This window comes from Marinomonas sp. AWM4_232, assembly GCF_056158325.1.
Map to the genome: position 1 here is coordinate 173,669 of NZ_JBSWTA010000001.1, position 26,209 is coordinate 199,877.

The following is a 26,209-nucleotide window of genomic DNA, read 5'->3' on the forward strand; positions in this document are numbered from 1 at the left end:
CAGGGGCTTGGTAAAGCAAATATTTAAGCGATCTAATGCTTAGTTTGCAGTGCGAACAGTGTCGAACTGAGATTGCAAATCACTGATTTTGTCTTGGTAAGCATCTAGTTTCTGAGACAAAGTCGCTGGAGAGTTAAACTCTACATTTGGGTTTGATTCAACACCCATTGTCTCTAGTTGAGCAGACAATGCTTTGGCATGTGCTTGAGCATCTAGGTAATCATCTAGAAGATTGTTTTCATCGCCAGAAGCGAATGAAGCTGTTGCAGTTAGGGCTAAAGTTGCAATGATAGCTGGAGTTTTAAAGTTCATATTATTCACCTTTTAATCTATTAAACATTTTCTGTTTTGTCTGTTAGGCGAAACGTTTAGGGAAGTGTTTCGCGTTTCGATGGAAGTAATATTAGCGCTTCAAATATAGAAAAAAAGAGCCCAACAGAGCGTTCCAAAATGCTTCCTTCAAGCCTCTAAAACAGCCTTAATTAGCGATAAAAGCACCAATCGCGCAAACCCTAAAAAAAATGACATCAAAGCGTCAGAAGTTGCAAACAATGTTCATAAAAATCATGCCGTGCCCCGTTTAAATACGTTACAACAGCCAAATATTGCAAACAGCATTCACCGATCCGTTCGCAATCCATCCTAAAACCCCAGCATAAAAGTTATTTGGACTCGTACACTTACATAATTGAAATCGAAGAAATTGATCAGAAAGCATCAGTACGTTCGATACATTTTCTCAAACTGCAGAGTCATTAAGTTTTGTATATTAGTTTAACCCCCAAAGACGTGATTTTGCTCTGCAAGTAAGCTGGCGGCTGACGGTCTGTAATCAGGCAATCAATGTCTTTCAGACGTGTCCAAACACAGCGTGACGCACGGTCAAATTTCGTGCTATCGACCATTAAAACTCGGTAATGGCAATTATCAACCAAGGCTTCTAAAGAGCTAATGTCATCATCTGTAAAGTCAAACAACACGCCATGCTTATCAATAGCGGATACGGAAAACACGCCCACATCTGCTCGATATTTCTGAAAGAAACGCACTGCATCTGCACCGACAATATCCTGATCGCGTTTGCGAACTTTGCCGCCAGCTACGGTTAGCTCGCCCTTTGGATGCTCGCTAATAATACGCGCCGCATGAAGATTCGTTGTCATGACATGCAAATCTTCTTTTTCGCTAAGACATTTCGCTAACTCAGCAACTGTTGAACCAGATCCCAAAAACACCGACTGATAATCCGAAATCTGCTGTAAGCAGAGTTCGGCCATACGTCGTTTACCTTCTGCGTTGTAAATCTGACGCTGATTAAAGCTGATGTTTTCACGGTTCGGAAATGGAACCACTTCCCCATGATTTCTTAATAACAGTCCCTTCTCCGATAATAAACGCACATCACTGCGAATGGTTTGTACAGAAACACCAAAAGCATCCGCTACCGCTTGTAATGGCTGACGACCATTTACATTGATCCATTGAATAATATCCAGTTGCCGCTGATTCATAATCCTCCCCTAAAGCGTAAAACTTCAAACGAAAGCAAATAACATCCAAACGAAAGCATTCAGTAACTTTAGTGTCAAAGTGTGGCGTTAGTGTTTCAGTAACTTCTAACCACTTAGGAACTTTTGCAATGAAGATGTTAAAAACGCTCGTCGCAACCAGTATTTTGGCTTCAGTATCTTCCCTATCCTTCGCTGAGACACTGACGCTGTACACCAGCCAGCCAAACAAAGATGCTCAAATGACCGTGGATGCGTTTGAAAAAGCGAACCCGGGAATCGAAGTGGAATGGGTACGCGACGGCACCACTAAATTGATGACTAAACTTCGTGCTGAGCTAAGCAGCGGCGTGGTGAATCCAGATGTACTTTTAATCGCTGATAGCGTGACTATGGAGTCCATGGCAAAAGATGGCTACTTAGCCCCCTACCTAAGCCCTAACCGCTCGAACTACGATGCGTCTCTTTACCATAACGAAGGTTACTACTACGGCACTAAGCTGATCACAACAGGGATTGTTCGTCACCAACGTGCGCCAGAAAAACCAACAGATTGGTCTGACTTCGCAAAGCCTGAGTACAAAAACCAAATTGCGATGCCAAGCCCACTGTACTCCGGTGCAGCGCTGATCCATCTGGCAACACTGACAGATGAACCAAGCCTTGGCTGGTCATACTACGAAGCGCTGCATAACAATCAGGTGATGGCGCAAGGTGGCAACGGTAGCGTATTAAAAGCCGTTTCTTCAGGCACCAAACCATACGGTGTGATCGTCGATTTTCTTGCGATTCGTGAAGCGCAAAAAGGCTCACCACTTGAATTCGTATTTCCGAAAACAGGTGTCAGCATGGTGACAGAGCCAGTGGCCATTATGAAAGGTTCAAAAAACCAAGCAGCAGCACAAAAGTTCGTAGATTTTGTTTTATCAAAACAAGGTCAACAGCTAGTGCTTGACCAAGGCTACTTGCCAGCACGCTCTGGCATGCCTGTTCCAGAAGGCTTCCCTGCACGTGAAGACATTAAGCTAATGGCATTCGATGCGGCAAAAACATTGGAAAACAACGAAGCCAACAAACAGCACTTTAGCGATATTTTTGAAGGCTAATACACGATGTACCTACGCAACACCGATAGCCAGCTTCGCTGGCTATCCTTTTCGATTTTTCTATTGATTGCTTTGCTGAGCTTATTACCCAGCGTCAGACTCATCATGGAAGCCTTAAAAGGTGTGCAGTTTGATGTGCAGTCTCCCTTAAGTGAAGTGATGAGCAGCAGTCAAACATGGACGGCTTTTCGAAACAGCTTTTATACCTCAGGCCTTGGCACACTGATCGCCGTGGTATTAGGTGCAGGATTCGCCTTTATTGTCACCCTAACCAATATCCGCGCCCGCGCGATTTGGGTATTTCTGTTTATGTTGCCGATGATGATCCCACCACAAGTCACGGCACTGAGCTGGCTTCAGCTGTTCGGTCCAGCCAGCCCTATTTTGAATACCTTTGGCGTGGCACCTGCGCTGGGTAGTCCAAACCCAATGTACTCTGCAGAAGGCATTGCTCTGCTATTGGGCATCCAGAATGCGCCGCTAGTATTTCTTGCTTTGCGTACTCAGCTGCTTTGCTTACCTCAAGATTTGATTGAGGCAGCTAAAGTTGCTCGCGCCTCACAAGAAGCTATTTGGATCGATATCATTTTGCCGCTCACCCGTGGCGCCTTAATTGCTGGTGCCGCACTGGCGTTTGTCTCATCATTAGGCAACTTTGGCATCCCTGCCATGCTGGGCATCCCCGTGAATTATTTGGTTTTACCAACGCTGATCTACCAAAAAATGGCAGGCTTTGGCCAAGGTATGCTGAGCGAAGTAGCAGGCTTATCCATGTTGATCTCGTTTCTTGTTCTAGGCGGGATGATTATGCAGCAATGGCTACAACAGCGCAGCGAATACGCATTAGTGGGACACAGCTCAAGCCATATGTCATTCCGTTTAGGTAAATGGCGCCTACCCACTGAAACCGCTCTTGGCTTGATACTGCTGATGATTTTAGTGGTGCCATGCATTGCGCTTGTGGTCAGTTCATTTGTGCCAGCTTTAGGCATGCCATTGAACAGTCAAACGTTTACTGTTTCTGCTTACATTGAAATGCTCGCAAACCAAGGCGTCACAGCCAGAGCGTTTAGCAATAGCTTATTGCTGGCTGGATCAGCTTCCGTTGTCTTGATGTGCTTGTGTTTACCACTTAGCTACATCTTGTTAAAGCTGCCGCTTAAGGTGCGAATATTAGTCACCAGTTTGATCGAAGTGCCTTATGCGATTCCAGGGATTGTATTGGCCATTGCTTTCATTTTACTGTTTGCACGCCCTTTGCCTATTCTCGGTGTGAGCATTTACGGTTCCATGAGCATTATCTTCCTTGCCTATTTATCATGCTTTTTGAGTGTCTGCTTAAAACCGATTTATAGCGCTATGTCTCAGATGGACAAAGCTTTAGAAGAAGCGGCACAGCTAGCCGGCGCTAATGCAATACAGCGTTTAGTTCATATCATTCTACCGCTTACTGCACCCGCCTTCTTTGCGGGTGCCATCCTAGTGTTTCTTATCTCAGTCAATGAACTGACAGTATCGGCTCTACTTTGGAGTGCCGGTAATGAAACCCTAGGTGTATTGATCTTTAACTTAGACGAAAGCGGTGACACCGTTCTAGCGTCTGCAATTTCCGTATTAGTTGTTTTACTTGTGGCAGCGCTGATGGCCTGTCTGAGCTTACTCGCGCCACGCTTACCTAAAGGTGTAATCCCATGGCACGACTCAGTTTAAACGCAGTCAGCAAGTCTTTCGGCGATAAAACAGTCGTCGATAATCTTTCATTAACCATTAAACCTGGGCAATTCGTCGCACTGCTTGGCCCAAGTGGTTGTGGCAAATCCACAATATTACGTATGTTAGCAGGCTTTGAAACCGTCTCAGCTGGCGATATTCAGCACGGAGATCAGTGCCTTTCGAGCACAAAGTTTCACTTACCTACGGAAGAGCGTAACTTTGGCATGGTGTTTCAATCCTATGCCCTATGGCCGCACATGACAGTGATGGAAAACGTGGGCTACCCGTTGAAAATCCAGAAAGTGGATCGTCAAAACTATCAACGACGTGTACAAGACGCCTTGGACATTGTGCAACTTAACGATTTCAAAGACCGTTTACCTAACCAATTAAGCGGTGGTCAGCGTCAACGAGTAGCGCTCGCTCGTAGCCTTGTAACAGAGCCGGATGTCATTCTGTTTGATGAACCACTCGCGAACCTTGATCGTCATTTACGGGAAAGCATGGAAATCACTTTTCGTGAATTTCACCGCCGTACCGGCGCCACCATGGTTTATGTGACTCACGATCAAGCAGAAGCAATGGCTTTGGCGGATCAAATTGCCGTACTAAAAGATGGCCAATTGATGCAATGGAGTACGCCTGAAAACTTATACACTCAACCAAGTAATGAATGGGTAGCAAACTTCATCGGTCAGGGCTCGATCCTACGCTGCCAATCAGTTCTAGGTAATAAACTGCTGACATCCACCGATGTAATTGGGCTACTGTACGATCAGACAGGGCACCATGGCCGAATGCTGGTCCGCCCACAGCATGTTGATTTGTCCGCTACCTCCAACATGTTACAAGGTACGGTTCGCGAATGTATTTTCCGTGGTGAGCGTTACGACATCTTCTTGGAACTTGAAAATGGCGACACGCTGCACGCCTACCACACAGAACCTTTAACGATTGGCTCAACTCGTCAGTTATCAATTCAACAAGCCTGGACGCTAGAGCCTTCCCATGACCATGACCGTTAATGTTTTAAGTGGTTTTGGCGCTAAGGCCGCAGCTGCGATTTCCGTTAAAACCCAATTAGAAAATGGCCAACTTGTGCATTTGCTGCTCGATGCTGGTGGTTCACTAGAAGGCCACTTAGATAAAGGTTGGCAGCTACCCGAAGATATCGATGCCATCATTATCAGTCACGATCATCCTGATCATATCGGTGGATTAGTCGACGCCCCTGCATCGATTCCAGTGTATGCAACGGAGCAAGTCATTCCCTATTTGCCGAAGCATTTAAATATTCAGCGATTACCAAACCGAGGCACGATTGATATTAACGGTATTCGGATTCGAACAGGCTGTGCCGGCCATTCTTTTGGTGGCGTGTGGTTGCATTTGGAAATCGCAGGCGGCATTTTTTACAGTGGGGATTTCTGTCTAGAGTCCGAACTGTTTCCGTTTGACCGACCACCGAAAGCTGCAACAGCATTATTAGACGCATCCTATGGTTTGTACGATCGAACTCAAGATCAGGCGAAGCAAGATATCCTGTCAGTACTATCAACAGAAAAGCCAAACTTGATGCCTGTTCCGCAAAGTGGACGTGCTTTGGAAATGGCTTGTTGGTTTGAGCAACAAGGCATGAAAGATTGGGTGTTAGGCAATGACTGTCTGCAGCCCCATAATATCACTCAAGTCTCGGATGAGCTGGTTTGCCCAGAGCTCAAAAAGCTAGCATCTAATATTGCCCACAGAAAATTTGATGACCATGCACCGATTATCTTGTGCGGCGATCCCGAAGGCTTCTCAGGGGATGCTGGGCGACTATTGAAACACGCTGACCAGTACAATGTGATCTATACGGGACATCTTCCCGCTCACGCGAGACAAGCAGTTTCCGAGGGAAAAGCGCACTTTGTGCGTTGGAATGTTCACCCAACCAGCCAAGACATCGCGCGTGTTATGGATCAATTGCAATGTCAGCGCTGTGTGCCTCTCTTTAGCCCCATCGAAGATATCAACGAATGGCGCTACCGCCTAGGTGAACATCTTCTAGCAACATCAATTATCGAACTTTAACTATGCAACTTATCTCGAAACCGTTTGTGTTTGCTCGCCATGCACAAAGCAACTTTAACGCCGCTAAACGCATTGGTGGCAGTACCGATAGTCACCTATCAGAACTTGGTGAACAACAGGCTAAAAACGCTGCCAAATTGCTTAATAAATCTTGGTCAGCCGTGTGTACTAGCGATTTAACACGAACCATTCAAACCGCCAAACTCGCCGTTCCGGGGAATGAGCTACAACTTTTTAAAGGCATTCGAGAGCGAGACTGGGGCAGCCTTGAAGGGCAACCTATTCCTGACGCAACCGACTATTTCGCAACGCCTGAAAACGGTGAGCCTTGGGATTATTTTTATGCTCGTAGCATCGAGACTCTCAACCATATTTTGGCGCAATACGATCATCCGTTAATCATCGCTCATTCAGGCATTTATCGAGCGATTCATCATTCCCTATTCGGCACGCCAGAAGGCCCACGCATTGGCAATATTGAGCCAATCATCGTGCAGCCCAAACGAGGCCGAAGCCATCGTTGGGAACTTATTCCATACAGAGGACATTCATTATGAAACACAGTGCAGTCATCGTCGATTTGGATGGCACATTAGCCGAGTTCGATCCCGTTTTTGTCAAAGACTGGGTGTTAGGCAAGGAGAAACAATGGGACCCTTTCTTTGATCACATGAAAGACGCCCCCGTGATTGAAAATGTCTTTAAACTAGTCAAAATCCTAAAAAATAGTGGCGAAAAGATCCTAATCTGCTCAGGTCGACCAGAAAGTCACCAACAACATTCTGAAGCTTGGATGCAACAAAACAACATCCCATTCGATGGCGTTTATCTAAGACCATTGGATGCGGATCATGTGCCAGATGAGGAGGTAAAAAAACAGCTGCTTGAGCGTATTCATGCGGATGGGTTTGAGCCATGGATGGTGCTTGATGATCGAGACGCAGTGGTAGAACAGTGGCGCAAGCTAGGACTCACTTGTCTCCAGTGCGCACCGGGCAATTTTTAATCCCAAAACAACAAAGCCCCGACAGAGTACCTGTCGGGGCTTTGTTGTTTTTCGGCTTTAACTCAATATTAGTTAGCTTGAGTTACTGCTGTGTTGTGCGCATCAAATTCAGCTTGAAGCGAATCAATTTTGTCTTGATAAGCATCTAGCTTCTGAGACAACGTTGCTGGAGAGTTAAATTCTACGTTTGGATTTGACTCAACACCCATAGTCTCAAGCTGTGCTGACAAGGCTTTAGCGTGTGCTTGTGCGTCTAGGTAATCATCAAGAAGGTTATTCTCATCGCCAGCTGCGAATGAAGCAGAAGCAGTTAAAGCAAGAGCAGCGATTAATGCAGGAGTTTTGAAGTTCATAGTTTCACCTTTAATTTGTTATTAGGCTGTCGATTACTACAACCTTTAAACTTGTTAAGAATTAAGCATGTCGCTTAATTCGTTTCGATAAGGTGAATATTAGACTGCCTAGAAAATAAAAAAAGAGGTCTAAAACGTGTTCCAAAATGCTTCCTACAAACCGTTAAATCAATCTTAATTTGGGATAAATGGATGGATTATGAAACTTTTGAACATGACGTCCGCTATTCATTAAACATCGCAAAAAATGTTTATGATCAACAAATTTTTCAGCATACCCTCGATTACTTAAACAACAAGTGATCAAAAAAACGTTAAGGATGAATGCAATATTCATCCTTAATACTGTAACCAAGCTGAAATAGGCTTATTCCATTTACTCATTTGAAATCGATAAACTTGATCGCTCTTAATCAAAAAGTTCGATAATTTCCGCTGAGTTGGCTACCAGCCTTGTCGGTCTGCAAAATCATGCCATTTCATAATGGCAGGAAGGAACCAAGGTGTACCATTGTAAAGCGGCCTTCCTTTGAATGGGAAGGCATCAAACGAGGTTTTCCCTTCGGCAAGTTGCAACACTTGTTGAGCCACTTTACGACCAAAGTAGTTGGCTCGCCCCACACCAGATCCGCAATACCCCATGGCGTAGTTCATATCGTCTAGCTTGCCAATATGCGGAACATGGTCAAACGTATAGGCAATTAGGCCAGACCAAGCATAATCGATTTTGGTTTCGCTAAGCTGCGGGAACGTTCTTATCATAAAGTCCTGAAGGTACTTCGAATAAAGTTGGGGTTGATCACCGCGACCAAAGGCGCGACCGCCAAATAGAATACGCTTACCATCGGGAGACGGTCGATAATACGCTACTAAGCGCTCGGTTCCGCCGTGGGCACGTAGTTTTGGAGAGACAGATTGAACGACGGACTCCGGTAATTCTTCGGTGGCAATCATCGCCGAGCGGATCGGTATTAAACGTCGTTTAAATTCGCCGAACTGCCCATCGGTGTAGCCGTTGGTAGCAATGATGACTTGATCTGCCTGTAACTGACCGCCATCGTATACCACATTAAATCCTGAGACTTGCTTATCAACATTGCGCACTTTCGTGTGCTCACACAGGAATGCCCCCTCGTGTGCAGCGATTTGAGCTAACCCTGCAAACAGTTTTGCTGGCTGCAGCGCACCATCTGTTGGGTAGACCACTCCGCCATGGTAAGCAGTAGAGCCGACTTCTTCGTGTTGTCGTGATTTAGGCACTTCAATAGCTGGAAAGTCGACGACTTTTGCCAATTCTTCTGCTTGTTCGATTAGACCAGCATAGTGACTGGGATGGCTGGCACCACGGAAACGGCCACATAAGTTTAAATCACAATCGATTTTTTCTTCGCGTATAAAATCCACCAACCAGTTGAACGCCGTCAAACTTTCTCTAATGGAGGTATGGACGTTTTCTCGACCGTACTGTCGCTCTAAACCATCAACACCTAATTTACTGAAGCTGGGGCCAAGCAAACCGCCATTGCGACTGCTCGCCCCTTCGCCCATTCTGCCTGCTTCAAGTACCGCGACTTTCATTCCAGCACGCGCTAACGTGATCGCCGCAGACATTCCAGTAAAGCCCCCACCGACAATGCAGACATCTACTTTTGTCGGCATTTGATAGCGAGGCGTTGTTTGAAAAGTTCGGTTGTAAGACGTATCTGCCAGCCAAAAAGGCATGTTGGTGTACGTCGATAAATGTTTTGCCAACATATCGATAAAATCCGTAAATCTTGGGTGAATAATGGAGCCCCTACTTGGGCTCCTAGAGCATCGGGCTAAAGCACGTGTTGTAAGAACTCTCTGGTTCGGTCCCATTCTGGGTTGACCAGCACCTGCTCAGGTGGGCCGACTTCAACCACTTCACCATCGGCCATAAAGACCACTCGGTCAGCAACTTGTCGGGCAAACTGCATTTCATGGGTGACACAAACCATGGTCATGCCGGTTTTAGCGAGGTCGATCATAACGTCCAATACCTCTTTCACCATTTCAGGGTCTAATGCGGAAGTTGGCTCATCAAACAGCATGATTTTAGGTTCCATCGCTAATGAGCGAGAGATCGCCACACGCTGTTGTTGACCACCAGAGAGTTGCCCTGGGAAACGCTGCGCCAAATGGGCAATGCCGACTCGATCGAGCAGCTTCATAGCGGTTCGATTGGCTTCGTTCTCTGGTAACTTACGTAACCAAGTCAGCCCAAGCGTACAGTTCTCTAATACGGTAAGGTGCGGGAATAGGTTAAAGTTTTGAAACACCATGCCCATGGTATTGTGGATCAGCTGATCGCTTTGGCGGTCTCTAGCCAGCGTCTGACCAAACACATTCACCTGACCTTCTTGGTATTCTTCTAAGTGATTAAGAGAGCGAATCAATGTGGACTTGCCAGAGCCAGACGGTCCACAGACCACCATGATTTCACCTTCGTAAATATCGAGAGTAACGTCTTTTAAAACGTGATGGTCTCCGTACCATTTATTCAGTTGCTGGATTTCAATGGCTTTTACTTCTTCCTTTGCCAACGCAGCGTTTGTATTCAATGTAGCCATTAGCGATCAACCTTTAAACGTTTTTCCAAATTAAGACTGTATTGCGACATGCCATAACAAATGACAAAAAATAGAATAGAAATCATGACCAGTGGCTCAGTGTGTAAGCCGATCCAATCTTTATCATTGGCAATGTTCCGCGCCATCAACATGATGTCGAATAAGCCAATGATGGAGACTAGCGTGGTGTCTTTGAGCAAGCTGATAAACGATGTCATGATATTTGGAATCATCATGCGCAGTGCCTGAGGCAAGATAACCAGCAACATAGTGTGCCAGTAGCCAAACCCTAACGTTTTGGCGGCTTCATATTGCCCCGCTGGTATAGCCTGTAAACCACCGCGAATGTTCTCGGCCATGTAAGCACCTGCAAAGATACAGACCGCAACGAGTACTTGGGCGAGCTTATTGAACTCCACGTCAGCTGGCAGAAAGATCGGGAGCAGTGTCACCGCCATAAACAGAACAGTGATTAGAGGGACGGATCTCACCAATTCAATCGTTACCAGACATAACCAATGAATCACTGGTAACTTGGAACGGCGCCCTAGGGCTAACACTACCCCAACAGGAATCGCCATGGTGATTGCAAAGCCAGCGATGATGAAAGTTAAGAACAAACCGCCCCAGCGTTCGATGGCAACACTAGGCAATGAGACTTGCGTTAAGCCAAAAGCAATGACGATAGCCAAAGCTCCCCAAACAAGTAGCAAGCTGGTTAAATGAACACGTCGCTGAATCCATTGCGATAACACCGGAACAAATACTTCATGAAGTCCCTGTTTACCCAGTTTATGCAACCCCCAGTTAAGGTAATTCAGCACAAAGTAAGCGAGTGCTAAGCTGGTCATAAGACCGTGAAACAGTCCTAATTCTTGGCCAAACTGCCCCCCTAGAAACAGGTACCCACCTAGGAATGGAAATAGACCAATCCAAGAAAGTAAAACAAAGTTTCTTAATGGCAAACCTTTTGACATCAGCGGCAGTAACCAAGCCACACCAATCAAAAAGCCAGCATTCACACGCCATTGTTCTTCTAATGGATAACGGCCGTAGATAAGTCCGTTAAACCAGCTGATAATGCCTGCCCAGCAGGCGCCATCAGGGCTGATTTCCATACATTGACGACGACTGTCTGCGACAAATACGGCGTTAATAACAGCCCAATCAAGGACTCCTTTTATTAAATAAAATCCACCTAATAGAATCAGCAATGTTAAAACTGAGTTACCAACATTGTTAAAGCATCGCTGACGCAAAACATGAAATAATCCACGATTTTGCTTCAAGGGAGCACGCGCCGGAGCAGCTTTGAAGCGCTTCACAGCGGAATTATCTGTGTATTTAGAAGCACTCATTTATCTCACCTTATATTGAACGCGTTCGTTGTATCGATTTAACAGATACGACATAAGCAAACTGATAATGATGTAGAAGCCCATCACCATAGAGATAATTTCAATGGCACGTCCGGTCTGGTTGATTGAAGTTTGCATAAACACGGACACTAATTCTGGGAAACCAATGGCAACGGCTAAAGAGGAATCCTTGGTCGCCGCCAGCCATGAGTTGGTCATCGGTGGAATAATGGCCCTTACGGCTTGTGGAATAAGTACCAAGCGAAGCGTTTGGAATCTTGAGAAGCCGATCGTAAACGCGGCTTCGTGTTGGCCTTTATCGATGGATTGCATGCCAGCACGAACAGTCTCAGCAATAGCCGCGGAACGATAAACGGTCATTGCGACAAAGGCTGCGCCAAATGAGGCCGGTAAGAAGGCTCCGCCAGAAAAGTTAAACCCTTTCAATGCAGGAATAGACCAGCTTAGCCATTGAGACAGTACTCCGTAAGAAATGACAACCGCGATTACCCACACCGCCAGCGCTAAATAAAACGCTTGTGGATGCTTGCCCGTTTCTCGTTTTACATTGGCAGACCAGCGACGTATCAACCATAGGCTCAACACGGATAGTGCAATTAACAGGACTGCCCACCAGCCTGAAATCGACATGCTCGCCGTTGGTAAATACAGGCCTCGGTTGTTCAAGAAAGCCCAATCGAAAAAGTGGTAGCTTTGTCTAGGTGCAGGCAGTGTTGAGAAAATGACGGTGAACCAGAAGATGATCTGAATAAGCAATGGCACGTTACGCACCACTTCCACGTACCAACGAGCCAATTGAGAGACCAGTGGATTGTGTGAAAGTCGCATGATGCCGACAATGGTTCCAATCAGGGTGCCAACAATGATCACGGCAAAGGATAGAACCAAGGTGTTAAGCACACCGACCAAGAAGACGCGCCAGTAGGTCATGCTTGGATCGTAAGGGATTAAGCTCCAGCTGATATTGAAACCAGCGGTTACACTGAGGAAGTCAAATCCAAACGACATTCCCAAGCGGTCCAAATTCCCTGCTGCATTGGCAAAAACATACCACAATGTAAATAGCACAATGCCAAGTGTAATCGCTTGAATAAATACCGCTCTAGTGGAGTCTTTATTTAGCAACCCCGGTGTAGAACTGGCTCCTGGTGTGATCGTTCGGCTGGCCATCGGGGTGTTAGCTCGTTTAGCTATTGAAGATTGAGTCATAGGCAAAACCAATATGAATAAGGTATAAAGCAGGGGAAGCGACTCCCCTGCTAGCGTTACATTAACGGAACGACTTGGCGTACATCATGCCGCCATCTTTCCATAATGCGTTCAGAGTACCCTCACGCTCTAAACCTAAAACACTGTTTGGTCCTACGTTTCGCTCATATACTTCACCGTAGTTACCCACATTTTTTATCACTCGATATGCCCAATCATCAGGAAGCCCAAGTCCTTTATTTAAACTTCCCTCCACGCCTAGTAAACGACGCACTACAGGGCTTTGGCTGTTTGCTTTCATCTCATCTACGTTTTCAGATGTGATACCAAACTCTTCTGCTGCAACCATGGCTGCAAAGGTCCACTTCACAACGTTGGCCCATTCGCTATCATTCTGCTTCACAGCAAAAGACAATGCCTCTTTAGAAATAGTCTCAGGCAAAATAACGTAGTCTGCAGGATTAGGGGCCGCTGAACGTTGAGCAGCAAGTCCAGATTTATCATTGGTTAGAGCATCGCAGTTGTTATTAAAGAACGCCGTATTTCGGACCGAAGAATCATCAAAGACAACAGTTTTCAAATCTAGGTTGTGTGCTCGGCTGTAATCGGCAATGTTTAATTCACTAGAAGTACCTGTCAGCACACAGATCGTTGCTCCCTCCAGCTCTTTCACTGAAGTAACACCTAGATCTTTACGTACCATGAAGCCTTGGCCGTCATAGAAATACGTATCTAAAAAATCCAAACCTTGCTCAGCGTCGCGTGAAAGTGTCCATGTCATCCCTTTAGACAACATGTCACCTTTACCACTCTTAATGGAGGTAAAACTTTGCGCCCACTGGACAGGCAGGAATTTAACGTTTTTCGAATCACCAAATACAGCGGCAGCAACGCCACGGCACATATCAATATCCATGCCTTGCCACTCGCCTTCTTTATTAAGACTGTAGAAGCCAGGGAAAGAGTTACCAATGACACAGTTCACGTAACCCCGTTCTTTAACTTGAGTTAATGTAGAGGCCGTGTCAGCGGCAAAGGTTGGAGCAGACAACAGTGACGAAGCTAGCAAAATAGAGGTAGAAAGCTTTAGCATTTGAGTTTCCTTTTGTAGTGTCCTTACCACCGTAGTGGTAGTGTTTTTTGTTCTAAGCTGCATATGATCAACAATTTGATTTAGATGAGCATGCACTAAATGATGCAGATCAATTCGCTAACAGTTAGGATCTTATTTGAAGCATCTTGATAATCACACTGAATATTTTTAATGAAGTCATAACCTAAGGTTATTTGTTATGAACATAAATAAGCTACGCATCTTCCACGAAGTATTTGTGACTGGCAGCATTACTCGAGCGGCGGAACGATCATATGTTAGTCAACCGGCTGCCAGTAAGATGTTGGCGAACTTTGAAGATGAAATTGGCTATAAACTTTTTGAGCGCAGTAATGGCAAGCTGATTCCTACAGATGAGGCAATGTATCTTCATGAGGAAGTTTATGGAGTGCTGCAAAGTGTTAACCATCTAGAAGACAGCATTAAGAGTGCAAAAAACAATCGTTCAGGTCGACTAAGAGTGTGTAGTATCTTTGGCCCCTCTTATCAGTTTCTACCTGAGTTGATCGCAAAATTTAAAGCGAATAATCCGGGTGTTCATGTCAGCCTTCACTTATCGGGCTGTTCCGCTATTCGCCAAGGGGTTGCTTCAGGACAATACCAAATTGGATTAGTCGATAAAGCGCAAAGTTCCTCTAAACACGACTCTGCTGCATTTGACATGGCGTGCTATTGTGCATTGCCCGCACACCATCCTGCAGCGCAATTGGAGCAAGTTTCACCTCAAGACCTCATCGATACCGCCTGGATTACACTTGACTCTGAAAACGCAACGACAAAGGCGTTGAAAAAAGCCTACAACAATGCAGAACTAAGGCTACGTCGCACTATTGAAGTTCATACAACCATTCATGCTCTGTCATTCGTTAACCTTGGAATGGGCGTGGCACTCGTTGACGCATTAAACTACCATCATTTTTCTAGCATTTTTAATTTACCAAATGTGGTGTTGAGACCCTTTACTCCAACCATTATTGAGCCCCTTGAAGTAATTACCTCAAATCTCAACCCTCTTTCTGGATTAGCTAAAGAGTTTTACGATTCCTTAATAAATGAGCTGCAGAATAAATCAGGCATTTCCATGGAGGGACCGAACTGATACAGCTTTATTTCGGCCAATGCCAAGCAGGTAGATCTAGAACATCAATATCAGGGATCATGGTTTCCCCAAAGCTTTTTTCTAAACGTATCGAGTGACATTGCTCATCTTGTTCTAAAGCAGCAATAAGGCGCGATGCATGCGAAACGATCCACATTTGTGAATGCTGAGCAGCGTAGCGGATTAAACGCGCAAGCGCAGGCAGCAAGTCTGGATGTAGACTTGTTTCTGGCTCGTTTAAAACCATTAGCTCCGGTGGTCGTGGCGTGAGCAAGGCCGCTACCCAAAGCACATAGCGCAATGTTCCATCGGACAGTTCAGAGGCGGTTAACGGTCTTAGTAAACCATGCTGGTAAAAATAGAGAATAAAGCGACCTTCTCGGGTTCGCTCAATATCAATGCTGGAACCAGGGAAAGCAAAGTCAATTGCGCTGTGTAATGCTTCTGCATCCCCTATTTCTAAAATGGTTTGTAGAGCAGCGGCTAAATCCCTGCCATCATGATGCAGGACTGGTGTGAAGGTTCCCATATGATGCTGCCGTGCAGGTGCGGCTTGGTCGGTACGAAAATGATCGTAGAAACGCCATTTCTTAATGCGATCTTTCATTAAGAATGCTTCTGGGGTTTGAACGGCGTTTGCCGCCACTTCAAATAATGAGTCAAAGCTTGAAGTATGGAAATTAATGACTTCCCAGCTTCGGCCATTACGACATTTGATGGCATTGTCTTGTCGATCGATCAAAGCACTAGCAGGTCGGTAATAATCACCATGCCAAATCGTTTCACGCATGATCCCTGGATCAAGTTTGAACAGCGTCTCAGATGTGGTCGGCATTGCCACACCAAATTTTGGTAAACCAAGTGACACGGCATAACCATAGTCTTCACCAGAAAACCCCAACCTCAGTTGGCGCTTGGTTTTTCTTGGGCCACCCTGTACCGGTACTTCGCCATTGCGCATTCGTTTTGAAATTTGTTCTGGCCCAGCCCAAAACACCGACTCCAAACCGCCATCTTCTGCTAAGGAGCGCACCAAGCCACCCTCACCCACTTTGGCCAGCAATCGCAGTGCTTTGTAGAGATTAGACTTACCGCTGCCATTTTCACCCGTGACCAAATTTAGCTGCCCCATAGGGATGGTTAAGTTAATAATGGATCGGTAATTTTGGATGGCTAAGGTTTTGATCATATGAAATGGCTTCCTTTGGGTCAGTTTAACGCGTTCATACTTTGCTTTCTTTTAATAACTAGGTAACGTCTACCTGAATTTAGGAGTCATTTCATGCAAACCGTTGGAATTTTCGTGGACATACAAAATGTGTACTACACCACAAGGCAAGCGTATCAAAAACGCTTCGATTATAACTACTTTTGGCAAGCAGCTCTCTCAGATCGCTCTCTATACCAAGCTAACGCTTACGCCATTGACCGAGGTGATCCTCAGCAGCGCTCTTTTCAAAACATTTTACGCGCCATTGGTTTCAACGTAAAAACCAAACCCTACATCCAGCGTGCAGATGGCTCAGCTAAAGGCGATTGGGACGTTGGCATTACGATCGATGTTATGGAAAGTCTCCAACATATTGATGTTTTAGTCCTAGTGTCAGGGGATGGGGATTTCGAGTTACTAGTCGAAAAAGCGAAATCTTACGGGAAGAAGGTGGAAGTCTATGGTGTACCAAGCTTGACGGCGGACTCGTTAATACAAGCTGCGACAACATTTATCCCTATTGAGCAGGACCTATTACTTAATAAATAAACTAATTATAACAATAGCTTAGTATAACAACCTAATTTAACGTTTTGACGTTACGCTTTGATATCAATTAAGGTTCCGAGCACCTCATTGGAAGTATCAATGACTCGTGCGTTTGCCTTGGCGTTAATTTCACTTGTCTTAGCGTCAATCAAACCACTTTGAATACCATCTCTGGCACCATCTGAAGTACCGTCTGTGCTCGCTTCTGCTACTTTTGCGCTGGCTTGATCTAAACTTTGTTGGCCTCTTTGCAGACCTAATTGGCCATAATACAGACCACCATTAGATGAAATTTGCATACAACACCTTTAGCTTTTATTCCGAACATTAGTTATAGCACAAGTTCAGCTGACTCGCCCCATATCTCGCTCTTGCCAAATATCATGGGCAGCTTGATGCAACAGACTATGCCGCTGAGCTACTTTTTGATGATTATGATCATATCCCCCACCGATCACACATGCAATTGGCAAGCCTCGGTCTAATACTTGCTCTATCACGTATCTGTCACGCGCCAAAATCCCTTGATCCGATAAATTTACATAGCCTAATCGATCATCTTTGTGAACATCAGCACCTGCATCGTACAAAACAAAATCAGGTGAATGCTGATCCAATAGTTTAGGGATATTCTCTTCTAGAATACGCAAATAGGCTTGGTCTTTAGTACCTTTTGGCACAGGAATATTAATGCCCTCGCTTTGCTTGTCGGCAGGGAAGTTTTCTTCACAATGGAATGACACTGGCAATACAGTTTCCATATTTTGAAAAAAGGCAATCGTGCCGTCCCCTTGATGAACATCACAGTCAATAATCATAACTTTAGTCGCCTTACCGGATTCGATCAGATGCGTCGCCGCGACGGCTAAGTCGTTAAAGATACAAAAGCCAACACCTCTATCAGGAAACGCGTGATGTGTTCCCCCTGCAAGATGGCACGCTAGTCCATATTGCAAAGCAAGCTCTGTAGTTAGCAATGTTCCAGATACTGCTCTCAGTGTTCGCTCAACTAGCCAATCGCTCCAAGGCAAACCAATGGCTTTCACCTCTTCTGTCGATAACTGCCCACGAATAAATCGTTGCACATAATCAGGCTGATGAGCTTTCATTAACGTAGCTAATGACAAGGGACTCGGTTCATGGCAGTTATCAGGCGTCAGGATTTCGAGTTGAATTAAGTGTTCGTACAGAAGCCGGAACTTGGCCATCGGGAATCGATGTCCATCTGGAAAAGGGATACTGTAATGAGGATGGTAAACGAGAGGTAATTTCAAAGCAGAACAACAAGTCGTATAAAAACTTAACCTTAACGCTATCGGTTCTTCGCCACCAGCAGTTTTCTCACCGCACGGTTAAAAGCATCGATTAAATGCGGCGGCACGCCTTTACCACTCTCTGAGTTTACTTTTTGAATGGCTCTCATGGCACTTTTTTTGTACTCACCGCCCGATTTTCCCCACACCACATCAATGAACCTTACTGCCATTGAAAGAACAAACGCACCTTGTGGGATCATGCCACCTACCAGTCCCTCTGGATAACCGGAACCATCAAAGCGCTCTTTGTAAGCCATGACCATTTCTGACGCCTGTTCCCAGCCCTCATGTTTGGACATAAGCTGTGCGCCAACCATTGGGTGGTTTTGCTCGGCATGTTGTTTAGCGTCCTCATCATCGCCACACTTAAGGATCATGGCTAATCCCATATTATGCATGTACGCCGCGGCGCAAAGCTGTGCTTTGTCGACAGGATCCGAGCATTCTTGATTAATCAGCAGACTCAATTTGAGGATACGTTCACCCCGTTCAGATGAATAGCCTAGCAACTTATTTAGCCGATAACTCAACTGTCGAAAATGTTGGATATCTTCTAGCTGCTCATCGGCGTAATCTACCTTTACGACGAGACTATCAGCTTCTTCGTTTTCCTCATCCTCAATGTTGTTGTCACTCATTTTTCGCAAGAAGCTATCAGCTAAATCAATGCGCGTCTGCTGATCTTCTTCAGCATAAATTTTATCAAGGTAGGATTGCAGGAAGATAAGTGGCTCACGATCTGCACCGTGATGTAGGTGTAATTGGCGAAGTAGATATAACACTTGATCTAACACCAAGTTAATAAGCTCGCCTAGCAATGAGTCATATGCGATGTATCCGCCACGCATGCCGTCTACGATCTCTTCTAATCGATGTAGAGCATCCACTAACGGATCAAGAAAACAAACAGAGCAGTTACCCTTCATACTGTGAAGAGAGCGAAACAAAGTGTCTAGCTTTTCATGAGAAAAGCCAGTTGATTCAATATCGTTTACAATCGCTTCGATTTCTTGCTGAGCTTCCACGTAACATTCTAGCAAGTCATCTTTTAGCTCTGCGTCTAAGGCAGAAAACTCTTTGCAAGCAAATTGATTCATAGTTTATCCAATCAAACCCAAACATCCGGTTATTTCACTTAACCCATTTCATTGTAGTGACTATCTTTCGCTTAATGAACAAAATGAATGTATCTTTCTGCAAAGATCAACAATTTAAGAATAGGACAAGTATGGCAGTTTGGTTAATGAAGTCTGAGCCGGACGAGTTTTCTATCAATGATTTAAAACATCGACAACGCGAAAATTGGGATGGTGTACGTAATTTCCAAGCACGCAACTTTATGAGAGACATGCGCATTGGAGATACGGTTTTGTTTTACCATTCAAGCTGTAAAGTACCGGCGATCGTGGGCTTAGCACACATTTCTAAAGAAGCTCACCCAGATCCCAGCTGTTGGAACCCTGAAAGCTCCTATTACGATCACAAGTCCACTCCCGAAGCACCTAGATGGGATCAAGTTGAAGTGACCTTCGCTAGCATTTTGAAAAAGCCTCTGACTTTGACCGTACTAAAAAGCTTACCTGGGCTAGCAGGTTTCCCATTAATCATGAAAGGCAGCCGACTCAGTGTTATGCCAGTAGAAGAAAACTACTGGCAAGTTATCAAAGAAAAACTAGGCGACATCTGAGCTACATAAGCTGTACTAATGGAACGATCGATCCCTTTGCTTGACGGTCATGGTGCGATCAAAGTAGTAACGTACTTCTAGACCCACGTAAGGAAATGAGTCCCCCTCCCCGGCTCGTAAGATAGCGCCATACGCTAATTGGTTACGGCGCTTCTCAGGCTGAATAAACGCCTCTAAGCGCCAACCAGTGCCTTTTACTTGGTCTTCGGCATACAAAGCAACGCGTCGAATCGCATCAGGATACCAAATAGCTCCCAATTCCATGGAAACCGCTCGGTCAAACTCATCGTTATAATTGGCGTATTGCCAATCCAACGTCACATCTTGCCAATAGTAAGAAGCTAAAAATCGCGCAATGCCAACACGTTCTGTCGTAAACGAATCATCACGAGACTTCTTTTCCAGTAACCCTAAGCCAGCGCCTAAACGCCAGTCATCACGTCGGTAAAAGCCAATCGCATTAAACTCAGTCATAGCATAATCTTTATAAACCGTGTCATTAAACACATAGTCACTTTCCAAGTTTATCTGTGAAGATAACCGCTCTGAAATCGGAATATTAACGGTAAGATCAATATTAAACGCAGGTTCTGTTTTCGCGATACCGCCACCTAACGCCAGCTCAAAGTTTGGTAATTCTCCAGCGGCATGAGCGGATGGCATTAAAGCGCCCCCCAGCAAAGCTGCAAAATATAAGTGCTTCATTACGATTTTTAAGACCTTATAAAAATGACAAAATCGAAACAGTTTTCCATAGCCCGCTATCCCTGTAGACGAAGCAATCTTGAAAATCCTGTATAGCTTGGCTCCACCCTATGGGAATCGAACCAAAACCTCAATATAATGTGCGCCAAAGTCACATGACTCACATATTACTAGGTTTACTTTTTACATGGCGAAAAAACTCTTTATCCAAACGCACGGCTGCCAGATGAACGAATACGATTCATCTCGTATGGCTGACCTTCTTGGTGACTCTCACGAAATGGAATTAACGGACAACCCAGAAGAGGCAGATGTTCTTCTGTTAAATACTTGTTCAATCCGTGAAAAAGCACAAGATAAGGTATATCACCAACTTGGCCGCTGGAAAAAACTTAAAGAGAAAAATCCTGACCTGAAAATCGGTGTAGGTGGTTGCGTTGCCTCTCAAGAAGGCGACAACATCCGCAAACGTGCAAAACACGTCGATATGATTTTTGGACCTCAAACACTGCATAAACTTCCAGAAATGGTCGATGCAGCAGCCAATGCCATCCCTATTACGGATGTTACCTTCCCAGAGATCGAGAAATTTGATCACCTTCCTGCGCCAAAAGTGGACGGTGCTGAAGCGTTTGTATCGGTAATGGAAGGCTGCAGTAAATACTGTACTTTCTGTGTTGTACCTTACACTCGTGGTGAAGAAGTAAGCCGTCACTTTGAAGACATCATCAAAGAAGTGGTTCAACTGGCTGAGCAAGGTGTTCGTGAAATTCATTTATTGGGTCAAAACGTTAACGCTTATCGTGGTGAAAACGAAGATGGCGACGAAATGGATCTAGCGGATGTGATTCATGCTGTGGCACTGATCCCTGGTGTTGAACGTATTCGCTTTACAACCTCGCACCCTGTTGAGTTCACTGACAGCTTAATTGAAGCTTTCCGTACCGAGCCAAAACTGGTTAGTCATCTTCACTTACCAGTACAAAGTGGCGCTGACTCGGTATTGGCCAACATGAAACGTGGCCACGACCGTCAGTTTTACATCGACAAGATCAATCGAATCAAAGAAGCACGTCCAGGCATTAGCTTGTCTTCTGATTTCATTATTGGTTTCCCCGGTGAAACTGAGCAGGACTTCATTGACACCATGAATCTGATTCAAGAAATCGGCTTCGATCACTCATTCAGCTTTGTTTACAGCCAGCGCCCTGGTACACCTGCTGCGCAGCTTGATGACACGACGCCAGAAGAAGTGAAGAAAGAGCGCCTTGCGATACTTCAACGACGTATCATCCAACAGGCTTACGACATTAGTCTAGGAATGGTTGGCAACATTGAACGTATTCTAGTAAGCGGCTACTCTCCACGTGATCCAGGTAAGTTACAAGGTCGTACTGAAAATAACCGTATCGTGAACTTCCCTGCGGATAACCCTGCTCTGATCGGCAAATTTGCAGACGTCGTAATTTCTGATGCGTACCCTAATTCATTATTGGGCGAGCTGGTCAGCTCTGAGCTTGACGCCGACTTCGAACTAAACAAATAAGGTCTATTTTGGACACAACATCTGTTATAACCCAACAAATTCGTTTGGAGCCTGCTGAGGCTCCAGCACTGGCTGCATTATGCGGCCAGTTTGATGAGCACCTTAAACAAATCGAGCAACGTCTAAGCGTTTCTATTTCTCATCGTGGTGAATTATTCGAAATTTCTGGCGATGATAATGAGCGCGTTGCCGCGACAAAAGTGCTACTAGAAAGTGTTTACCGTGAAGCCCTTGCACAAAAGGAAATCACCAAAGAAGCCATTCATCTTTACCTACAAGAAAGTGCTATTGAATCGCTTTCGAAAGGCAAATCGGATAATGGCCAAGTAGTGATCAAAACCCGCAAGGCTTACATCAAACCTAAAGGTAAAAACCAGCAGAGCTACGTCCAGCAAATTCGTAAGCACGATATCAACTTTGGTATCGGTCCTGCAGGTACTGGTAAAACCTACCTGGCGGTTGCTTGTGCCGTAGAAGCTCTCGAGGCAGACCGTGTTGAACGCATCATGCTTGTTCGTCCTGCCGTCGAAGCAGGTGAAAAACTGGGATTCTTACCGGGTGACCTTTCGCAAAAAATCGACCCTTACCTGCGTCCTCTTTATGACGCATTGTATGAAATGCTTGGCTTTGAACTTGTCGATAAACTGATTGAGAAAAACGTGATTGAAATTGCGCCATTGGCTTTCATGCGTGGTCGTACTTTGAATAACTCCTTCATCATTCTAGACGAGAGTCAAAACACGACTCGTGAACAGATGAAGATGTTCTTAACACGTATTGGCTTTGGTTCTACCGCTGTTATCACAGGTGACAAAACTCAGGTTGACTTGCCTCGTGGCACAAACTCAGGCTTAGCGCACGCCATGCATGTGCTCGACAATGTGAATGGCATTAGCATAACGCACTTTTCTTCTTCAGACGTGGTTCGACACCCATTGGTGCAGCGCATTGTGGAAGCCTACGATAAGTTCGATGAAGAAGCCGAAGCAGAGCGCAAAGAGAAAGAGGCTCTGAGACGTGCTGAGCGCGAAGCCGCGCAAAATACTGATCAAGGTCAATAAACGTGACAGAACTGTATTTAGACTTGCAGATCGCAACTGAAAGCGAAGATAACCTACCAAGCGAAGCTGATTTTCAAAAGTGGACATCAGCTGCACTGCCCTGTGATGGTGAGTTTGAAGTCACCATTCGCTTGGTAGACGAAGCTGAGAGTCATGAGCTAAACCTTGAATACCGTGGTAAAGACAGGCCAACGAACGTTTTATCGTTTCCTTTTGAAGCCCCTGATGGAATTGAGTTGCCTTTGCTAGGTGATTTAGTGATTTGTCGTCAGGTCGTTGAGCAAGAAGCCATCGAACAACAAAAACCTTTATCACACCATTGGGCACATATGGTTGTACACGGCATATTGCATTTACGTGGTTATGATCATATAAAAGACGATGAAGCAGAGGAAATGGAAGCGCTCGAAACTGAAATTCTAGCGACATTATCCATCCCTGACCCTTATTTAGTTAACGAGTGAGTTTCACCACCATGAGCGAAGACCGATCGGGAAGTTCTAACGATCAGCAGAAATCTTGGTTTGAGCGTCTTGCCCAAGCCTTCCATGACGAGCCTCGCAGCCGTCAGGACATTATTGAATTACTTCAAACCGCAGTTAAATCAGAAGTGATTGATCGTGATGCCTACACCATCGCAGAAGGTGCTTTGGATGTTTCTGAAGTGCAAGCGCGAGACATCATGATTCCACCATCACAAATGGTTGTTATCAAATCTGAAGACGACCCTAAAACCTCCATTCGAAAAGTGATTGATTCCTCTCACTCACGTTTCCCTGTGGTGGGCGAAGACTCTGATGAAATTCTCGGGGTATTGTTAGCCAAAGATTTACTGCCTTTGCTCTTCAAAGAAGGTGACGTTACGCTCGAAGACATTCTTGATCGACTGCGTCCAGCGAACTTTATCCCTGAAAGTAAACGTCTAAACGTACTACTAAATGAGTTTCGCACCAAACGCTACCATATGGCCATTGTTTTGGACGAGTATGGCAGCGTATCTGGTCTAGTAACGATTGAAGACGTGTTGGAACAAATTGTTGGTGAAATCGAAGATGAAACCGACCGCCTAGAGAACGAAGACATTCAAAGCACAGATGAGCCTGGCGTTTACCTCGTACCCGCTCTGGTTTCTGTTGAAGACTTCAATGAACACTTCAACGCTAAACTAAGTGAAGAAGAATTCGACACTATTGGCGGCATCATTGTTCAGCAGTTTGGTCATGTGCCTTCTCGCGGTGAAGATATTACCTTTGAAAACTTCCATTTCAATGTCGTAAAGTCAGATGGCCGCCGTGTCAAAACTTTACAAGTAAGAAAGTTAAGCGAAGACGATACTGAATAATATGAGCACCAACGCCACCTTAACAACGGATGTATTGGGGTGGCGTTTGCGCCTCCTTCATTCTTTTAGCAACCACCCTTTCCTGCAATCTATTGCTTTGCTGCTACTTGGAGCAGTATCAACGTTAAGTTTTGCGCCTTTTTATATTTGGCCAATTTATATTCTGGCTGCCGCATACCTCATGCTTGCTTGGCAAGGCGCAAATTCCGCAAAACATGCTTCAGCCTTTGGTTTTAGCTTTGCACTCGGACTATTTGGCAGTGGAATTTCATGGGTATACGTGAGCATTGCCAACTTCGGCCAAGTAGGCTTTCCAATTGCCATTTTAATCACCTTTGGCTTGATTGCGGCGGCATCTATTTACTGGGCTTTCGCTGGGGCAGTGTATTTTAAACTGCGTACCCGATTAAATTTGGCCTTCAGAGCCCCTTTATTTGTAGTGGCCATACTGCTTTTTGAATGGCTACGCAGCACACTTTTTACAGGCTTTCCGTGGCTGTTACCAGGCTACATTGTTGAGAAAAGCTGGCTATTTGAGTTCCTACCTATAGGTGGCATTTGGTTCGTCAGCGCATTAGTAGCATTGACTTCTGCGGCTATTGCGACCGCATTGATGTTTAAACTGCGTTGTTATTTGGTCGTTACAGGACTGTTATGGAGTGCAGCTGGTCTGCTAGTTTTTATGGGGCCAAGCTATGTCACTGAAACAGACACCAAGCAAGTCACCTTAGTGCAGGGCAACGTTTCTCAGGATCAAAAGTGGCTCCCTGAAAATGCCGCGCCAACGCTAACGTATTATCAGCAAGCAACGCTTGAGAACATTAGCAGTGATATCGTGATTTGGCCGGAAACAGCCATTACTTATGAACTGCACCAAGTTCAGCCATATCTGAAACCGTTCTCTGAAGATTTAGCGCAACAGAGCACGACCGTCATCACAGGTGTGCCAATCTGGGACGCAGAGCGTAAGAGTTATTTCAATGGGGTTTGGGCCACAGGAAATGGCTTTGGCATGTACGAAAAGCAGAAGCTTGTCCCTTTTGGCGAATACGTACCTTTAGCGGATTGGGTTGGGCCTATCTTTGATTTGTTTGGCATGCCCATGTCGCAATTCCGTAAGGGACCTAGCAACCAGCCTACTTTGCAAGCAGGCGAGTTAAGCGTTGCCCCCTTTATCTGCTATGAAGTCGTGTACCCAGACCTCGTACGCTCGATGGTTCGCGACAGCGATGTATTACTGACTATCAGCAACGACGGCTGGTTTGGACACTCCATTGGACCATTACAACATTTACAAATTGCACAGTTTCGCGCGAAAGAAGCGGGACGCTACATGATCCGCGCAACCAATACTGGCGTCAGCGCAATTATCGACACCAATGGTCACATCAAGAGTGAGCTACCACAATTTGTCCGCGCCACTCTGACCGGAGAGATTTCAACAGTGAGCGGAATCACTCCATATGTAATGCATGGCAACCTAGCTCTTTGGCTATTACTCGCCTTGCTGGCAGGTCTAGGCGCATTACCAAGTTTCAAATTATCCAGCCGAAAATAACAACCAGTCGTACGACCCGATTACATTGGGGATTCAATGCTTTATCGCCATCAGGAGATGGCTCGTACGACTTTATTCCATCGA

27 protein-coding genes are annotated in these 26,209 nt (G+C 45.3%); 14 read left to right on the top strand and 13 right to left on the bottom strand.

What is annotated here, in order from left to right; all coding sequences use genetic code 11:
* Window positions 1-39 precede the first annotated feature (39 nt).
* Window positions 40-312, bottom strand: coding sequence for a hypothetical protein (locus ACXAC1_RS00815; protein ID WP_133560266.1), 273 nt, complete (start codon window positions 310-312; stop codon window positions 40-42).
* A gap of 443 nt (window positions 313-755) precedes the next feature.
* A complete protein-coding gene (locus tag ACXAC1_RS00820; RefSeq protein ID WP_475057695.1) occupies window positions 756-1,511 on the bottom strand; it encodes a DeoR/GlpR family DNA-binding transcription regulator in 756 nt (251 codons plus the stop codon).
* Between the two features lie 128 nt (window positions 1,512-1,639).
* Between ACXAC1_RS00820 and ACXAC1_RS00825 the strand changes: the two genes are divergently transcribed.
* Genes ACXAC1_RS00825 through ACXAC1_RS00850 form a run of 6 tightly spaced genes read left to right on the top strand, consistent with a single transcriptional unit; the run spans window position 1,640 to window position 7,406 of the window.
* Window positions 1,640-2,614, top strand: a complete 975-nt coding sequence (locus ACXAC1_RS00825; RefSeq protein ID WP_475057698.1) for an ABC transporter substrate-binding protein — start codon at window positions 1,640-1,642, stop codon at window positions 2,612-2,614.
* Between the two features lie 6 nt (window positions 2,615-2,620).
* On the top strand, window positions 2,621-4,324 hold the full coding sequence (locus tag ACXAC1_RS00830; RefSeq protein WP_475057700.1) for an ABC transporter permease: 1,704 nt from the start codon (window positions 2,621-2,623) through the stop codon (window positions 4,322-4,324).
* On the top strand, window positions 4,306-5,352 hold the full coding sequence (locus ACXAC1_RS00835; RefSeq protein WP_475057703.1) for an ABC transporter ATP-binding protein: 1,047 nt from the start codon (window positions 4,306-4,308) through the stop codon (window positions 5,350-5,352). Before ACXAC1_RS00830 ends, ACXAC1_RS00835 begins: the two co-directional genes overlap by 19 nt.
* On the top strand, window positions 5,336-6,400 hold the full coding sequence (locus ACXAC1_RS00840) for an MBL fold metallo-hydrolase (RefSeq protein ID WP_475057706.1): 1,065 nt from the start codon (window positions 5,336-5,338) through the stop codon (window positions 6,398-6,400). The genes ACXAC1_RS00835 and ACXAC1_RS00840 overlap by 17 nt, the downstream gene beginning before the upstream one ends.
* 2 nt (window positions 6,401-6,402) lie before the next feature.
* A complete protein-coding gene (locus tag ACXAC1_RS00845; RefSeq protein WP_475057709.1) occupies window positions 6,403-6,957 on the top strand; it encodes a histidine phosphatase family protein in 555 nt (184 codons plus the stop codon).
* Entirely contained in the window at window positions 6,954-7,406 is a 453-nt protein-coding gene (locus ACXAC1_RS00850) for a phosphatase domain-containing protein (RefSeq protein WP_475057712.1), read from the top strand. Before ACXAC1_RS00845 ends, ACXAC1_RS00850 begins: the two co-directional genes overlap by 4 nt.
* A gap of 68 nt (window positions 7,407-7,474) precedes the next feature.
* Here ACXAC1_RS00850 and ACXAC1_RS00855 read toward each other — a convergent pair whose 3' ends face one another.
* From ACXAC1_RS00855 to ACXAC1_RS00880, 6 genes are all read right to left on the bottom strand, one after another.
* Window positions 7,475-7,759, bottom strand: coding sequence for a hypothetical protein (locus ACXAC1_RS00855; protein ID WP_133560273.1), 285 nt, complete (start codon window positions 7,757-7,759; stop codon window positions 7,475-7,477).
* A gap of 444 nt (window positions 7,760-8,203) precedes the next feature.
* Window positions 8,204-9,514, bottom strand: a complete 1,311-nt coding sequence (locus ACXAC1_RS00860; protein ID WP_475057715.1) for an NAD(P)/FAD-dependent oxidoreductase — start codon at window positions 9,512-9,514, stop codon at window positions 8,204-8,206.
* Between the two features lie 65 nt (window positions 9,515-9,579).
* Complete coding sequence (locus ACXAC1_RS00865) at window positions 9,580-10,350, bottom strand: amino acid ABC transporter ATP-binding protein (protein ID WP_228189702.1); 771 nt, start codon at window positions 10,348-10,350, stop codon at window positions 9,580-9,582.
* Window positions 10,350-11,708: an amino acid ABC transporter permease gene (locus ACXAC1_RS00870; RefSeq protein ID WP_475057718.1), complete on the bottom strand. Its 1,359-nt coding sequence runs from the start codon at window positions 11,706-11,708 to the stop codon at window positions 10,350-10,352. Before ACXAC1_RS00870 ends, ACXAC1_RS00865 begins: the two co-directional genes overlap by 1 nt.
* A complete protein-coding gene (locus tag ACXAC1_RS00875) occupies window positions 11,709-12,938 on the bottom strand; it encodes an amino acid ABC transporter permease (RefSeq protein WP_475057720.1) in 1,230 nt (409 codons plus the stop codon).
* A gap of 61 nt (window positions 12,939-12,999) precedes the next feature.
* A complete protein-coding gene (locus tag ACXAC1_RS00880) occupies window positions 13,000-14,031 on the bottom strand; it encodes an amino acid ABC transporter substrate-binding protein (protein WP_475057723.1) in 1,032 nt (343 codons plus the stop codon).
* Between the two features lie 199 nt (window positions 14,032-14,230).
* On the opposite strand from ACXAC1_RS00880, the gene ACXAC1_RS00885 reads away from it, so the two are divergent.
* Window positions 14,231-15,151, top strand: a complete 921-nt coding sequence (locus tag ACXAC1_RS00885; protein ID WP_475057726.1) for a LysR family transcriptional regulator — start codon at window positions 14,231-14,233, stop codon at window positions 15,149-15,151.
* A 7-nt stretch (window positions 15,152-15,158) separates the two neighbouring features.
* Here ACXAC1_RS00885 and ACXAC1_RS00890 read toward each other — a convergent pair whose 3' ends face one another.
* On the bottom strand, window positions 15,159-16,340 hold the full coding sequence (locus ACXAC1_RS00890; protein WP_475057729.1) for an AAA family ATPase: 1,182 nt from the start codon (window positions 16,338-16,340) through the stop codon (window positions 15,159-15,161).
* A gap of 93 nt (window positions 16,341-16,433) precedes the next feature.
* Here ACXAC1_RS00890 and ACXAC1_RS00895 point away from each other — a divergent pair, with 93 nt between their 5' ends.
* Entirely contained in the window at window positions 16,434-16,910 is a 477-nt protein-coding gene (locus ACXAC1_RS00895) for a LabA-like NYN domain-containing protein (RefSeq protein ID WP_475057731.1), read from the top strand.
* Between the two features lie 50 nt (window positions 16,911-16,960).
* Here the strand turns inward: ACXAC1_RS00895 and ACXAC1_RS00900 are convergent, their stop codons facing one another.
* The 3 genes from ACXAC1_RS00900 to ACXAC1_RS00910 form a co-directional block, all read right to left on the bottom strand.
* The gene (locus ACXAC1_RS00900; RefSeq protein WP_475057734.1) at window positions 16,961-17,209 is read right to left on the bottom strand and encodes a hypothetical protein; all 249 of its coding nucleotides are present in this window, start codon (window positions 17,207-17,209) and stop codon (window positions 16,961-16,963) included.
* Window positions 17,210-17,254: 45 nt separating this feature from the next.
* The gene (locus tag ACXAC1_RS00905) at window positions 17,255-18,118 is read right to left on the bottom strand and encodes a histone deacetylase family protein (RefSeq protein WP_475057736.1); all 864 of its coding nucleotides are present in this window, start codon (window positions 18,116-18,118) and stop codon (window positions 17,255-17,257) included.
* A 104-nt stretch (window positions 18,119-18,222) separates the two neighbouring features.
* Complete coding sequence (locus ACXAC1_RS00910; RefSeq protein WP_475057738.1) at window positions 18,223-19,323, bottom strand: HD domain-containing phosphohydrolase; 1,101 nt, start codon at window positions 19,321-19,323, stop codon at window positions 18,223-18,225.
* 131 nt (window positions 19,324-19,454) lie between these two features.
* On the opposite strand from ACXAC1_RS00910, the gene ACXAC1_RS00915 reads away from it, so the two are divergent.
* Window positions 19,455-19,913 (top strand): EVE domain-containing protein, encoded by a 459-nt coding sequence (locus tag ACXAC1_RS00915; protein ID WP_475057739.1) that lies wholly within the window; start codon window positions 19,455-19,457, stop codon window positions 19,911-19,913.
* A 15-nt stretch (window positions 19,914-19,928) separates the two neighbouring features.
* On the opposite strand, the gene ACXAC1_RS00920 is transcribed toward ACXAC1_RS00915, so the two are convergent.
* Complete coding sequence (locus ACXAC1_RS00920; protein WP_475057742.1) at window positions 19,929-20,618, bottom strand: hypothetical protein; 690 nt, start codon at window positions 20,616-20,618, stop codon at window positions 19,929-19,931.
* A gap of 187 nt (window positions 20,619-20,805) precedes the next feature.
* On the opposite strand from ACXAC1_RS00920, the gene miaB reads away from it, so the two are divergent.
* The 5 genes from miaB to lnt are packed head-to-tail and all read left to right on the top strand — an operon-like array spanning window position 20,806 to window position 26,125.
* On the top strand, window positions 20,806-22,164 hold the full coding sequence (miaB, locus tag ACXAC1_RS00925; RefSeq protein ID WP_133560291.1) for a tRNA (N6-isopentenyl adenosine(37)-C2)-methylthiotransferase MiaB: 1,359 nt from the start codon (window positions 20,806-20,808) through the stop codon (window positions 22,162-22,164).
* 8 nt (window positions 22,165-22,172) lie between these two features.
* Window positions 22,173-23,225: a PhoH family protein gene (locus ACXAC1_RS00930; protein ID WP_475057744.1), complete on the top strand. Its 1,053-nt coding sequence runs from the start codon at window positions 22,173-22,175 to the stop codon at window positions 23,223-23,225.
* A 2-nt stretch (window positions 23,226-23,227) separates the two neighbouring features.
* Window positions 23,228-23,689, top strand: a complete 462-nt coding sequence (gene ybeY, locus ACXAC1_RS00935; protein ID WP_475057747.1) for an rRNA maturation RNase YbeY — start codon at window positions 23,228-23,230, stop codon at window positions 23,687-23,689.
* Window positions 23,690-23,700: 11 nt separating this feature from the next.
* Window positions 23,701-24,567 carry an HlyC/CorC family transporter gene (locus ACXAC1_RS00940; RefSeq protein WP_475057750.1) on the top strand — a complete coding sequence of 289 codons (867 nt, stop codon included), beginning with the start codon at window positions 23,701-23,703 and terminating at the stop codon, window positions 24,565-24,567.
* A gap of 1 nt (window position 24,568) precedes the next feature.
* Window positions 24,569-26,125 (top strand): apolipoprotein N-acyltransferase, encoded by a 1,557-nt coding sequence (lnt, locus tag ACXAC1_RS00945; protein ID WP_475057753.1) that lies wholly within the window; start codon window positions 24,569-24,571, stop codon window positions 26,123-26,125.
* Window positions 26,126-26,209 lie beyond the last annotated feature (84 nt).

Excerpts from the sequence above, each read along its gene's own strand:
- ACXAC1_RS00835 (WP_475057703.1), top strand. The coding sequence starts at position 4,306 with ATGGCACGACTCAGTTTAAACGCAGTCAGCAAGTCTTTCGGCGATAAA.
- ACXAC1_RS00855 (WP_133560273.1), bottom strand. The coding sequence starts at position 7,759 with ATGAACTTCAAAACTCCTGCATTAATCGCTGCTCTTGCTTTAACTGCT.
- ACXAC1_RS00840 (WP_475057706.1), top strand. The coding sequence starts at position 5,336 with ATGACCATGACCGTTAATGTTTTAAGTGGTTTTGGCGCTAAGGCCGCA.
- ACXAC1_RS00825 (WP_475057698.1), top strand. The coding sequence starts at position 1,640 with ATGAAGATGTTAAAAACGCTCGTCGCAACCAGTATTTTGGCTTCAGTA.
- ACXAC1_RS00915 (WP_475057739.1), top strand. The coding sequence starts at position 19,455 with ATGGCAGTTTGGTTAATGAAGTCTGAGCCGGACGAGTTTTCTATCAAT.
- ACXAC1_RS00910 (WP_475057738.1), bottom strand. The coding sequence starts at position 19,323 with ATGAATCAATTTGCTTGCAAAGAGTTTTCTGCCTTAGACGCAGAGCTA.
- ACXAC1_RS00880 (WP_475057723.1), bottom strand. The coding sequence starts at position 14,031 with ATGCTAAAGCTTTCTACCTCTATTTTGCTAGCTTCGTCACTGTTGTCT.
- ACXAC1_RS00870 (WP_475057718.1), bottom strand. The coding sequence starts at position 11,708 with ATGAGTGCTTCTAAATACACAGATAATTCCGCTGTGAAGCGCTTCAAA.
- ACXAC1_RS00900 (WP_475057734.1), bottom strand. The coding sequence starts at position 17,209 with ATGCAAATTTCATCTAATGGTGGTCTGTATTATGGCCAATTAGGTCTG.
- miaB (WP_133560291.1), top strand. The coding sequence starts at position 20,806 with ATGGCGAAAAAACTCTTTATCCAAACGCACGGCTGCCAGATGAACGAA.
- ACXAC1_RS00830 (WP_475057700.1), top strand. The coding sequence starts at position 2,621 with ATGTACCTACGCAACACCGATAGCCAGCTTCGCTGGCTATCCTTTTCG.
- ACXAC1_RS00905 (WP_475057736.1), bottom strand. The coding sequence starts at position 18,118 with ATGGCCAAGTTCCGGCTTCTGTACGAACACTTAATTCAACTCGAAATC.
- lnt (WP_475057753.1), top strand. The coding sequence starts at position 24,569 with ATGAGCACCAACGCCACCTTAACAACGGATGTATTGGGGTGGCGTTTG.
- ACXAC1_RS00850 (WP_475057712.1), top strand. The coding sequence starts at position 6,954 with ATGAAACACAGTGCAGTCATCGTCGATTTGGATGGCACATTAGCCGAG.
- ACXAC1_RS00875 (WP_475057720.1), bottom strand. The coding sequence starts at position 12,938 with ATGACTCAATCTTCAATAGCTAAACGAGCTAACACCCCGATGGCCAGC.
- ACXAC1_RS00890 (WP_475057729.1), bottom strand. The coding sequence starts at position 16,340 with ATGATCAAAACCTTAGCCATCCAAAATTACCGATCCATTATTAACTTA.
- ACXAC1_RS00865 (WP_228189702.1), bottom strand. The coding sequence starts at position 10,350 with ATGGCTACATTGAATACAAACGCTGCGTTGGCAAAGGAAGAAGTAAAA.
- ACXAC1_RS00940 (WP_475057750.1), top strand. The coding sequence starts at position 23,701 with ATGAGCGAAGACCGATCGGGAAGTTCTAACGATCAGCAGAAATCTTGG.
- ACXAC1_RS00885 (WP_475057726.1), top strand. The coding sequence starts at position 14,231 with ATGAACATAAATAAGCTACGCATCTTCCACGAAGTATTTGTGACTGGC.
- ACXAC1_RS00815 (WP_133560266.1), bottom strand. The coding sequence starts at position 312 with ATGAACTTTAAAACTCCAGCTATCATTGCAACTTTAGCCCTAACTGCA.
- ACXAC1_RS00845 (WP_475057709.1), top strand. The coding sequence starts at position 6,403 with ATGCAACTTATCTCGAAACCGTTTGTGTTTGCTCGCCATGCACAAAGC.
- ACXAC1_RS00920 (WP_475057742.1), bottom strand. The coding sequence starts at position 20,618 with ATGAAGCACTTATATTTTGCAGCTTTGCTGGGGGGCGCTTTAATGCCA.
- ACXAC1_RS00820 (WP_475057695.1), bottom strand. The coding sequence starts at position 1,511 with ATGAATCAGCGGCAACTGGATATTATTCAATGGATCAATGTAAATGGT.
- ACXAC1_RS00860 (WP_475057715.1), bottom strand. The coding sequence starts at position 9,514 with ATGTTGGCAAAACATTTATCGACGTACACCAACATGCCTTTTTGGCTG.
- ACXAC1_RS00895 (WP_475057731.1), top strand. The coding sequence starts at position 16,434 with ATGCAAACCGTTGGAATTTTCGTGGACATACAAAATGTGTACTACACC.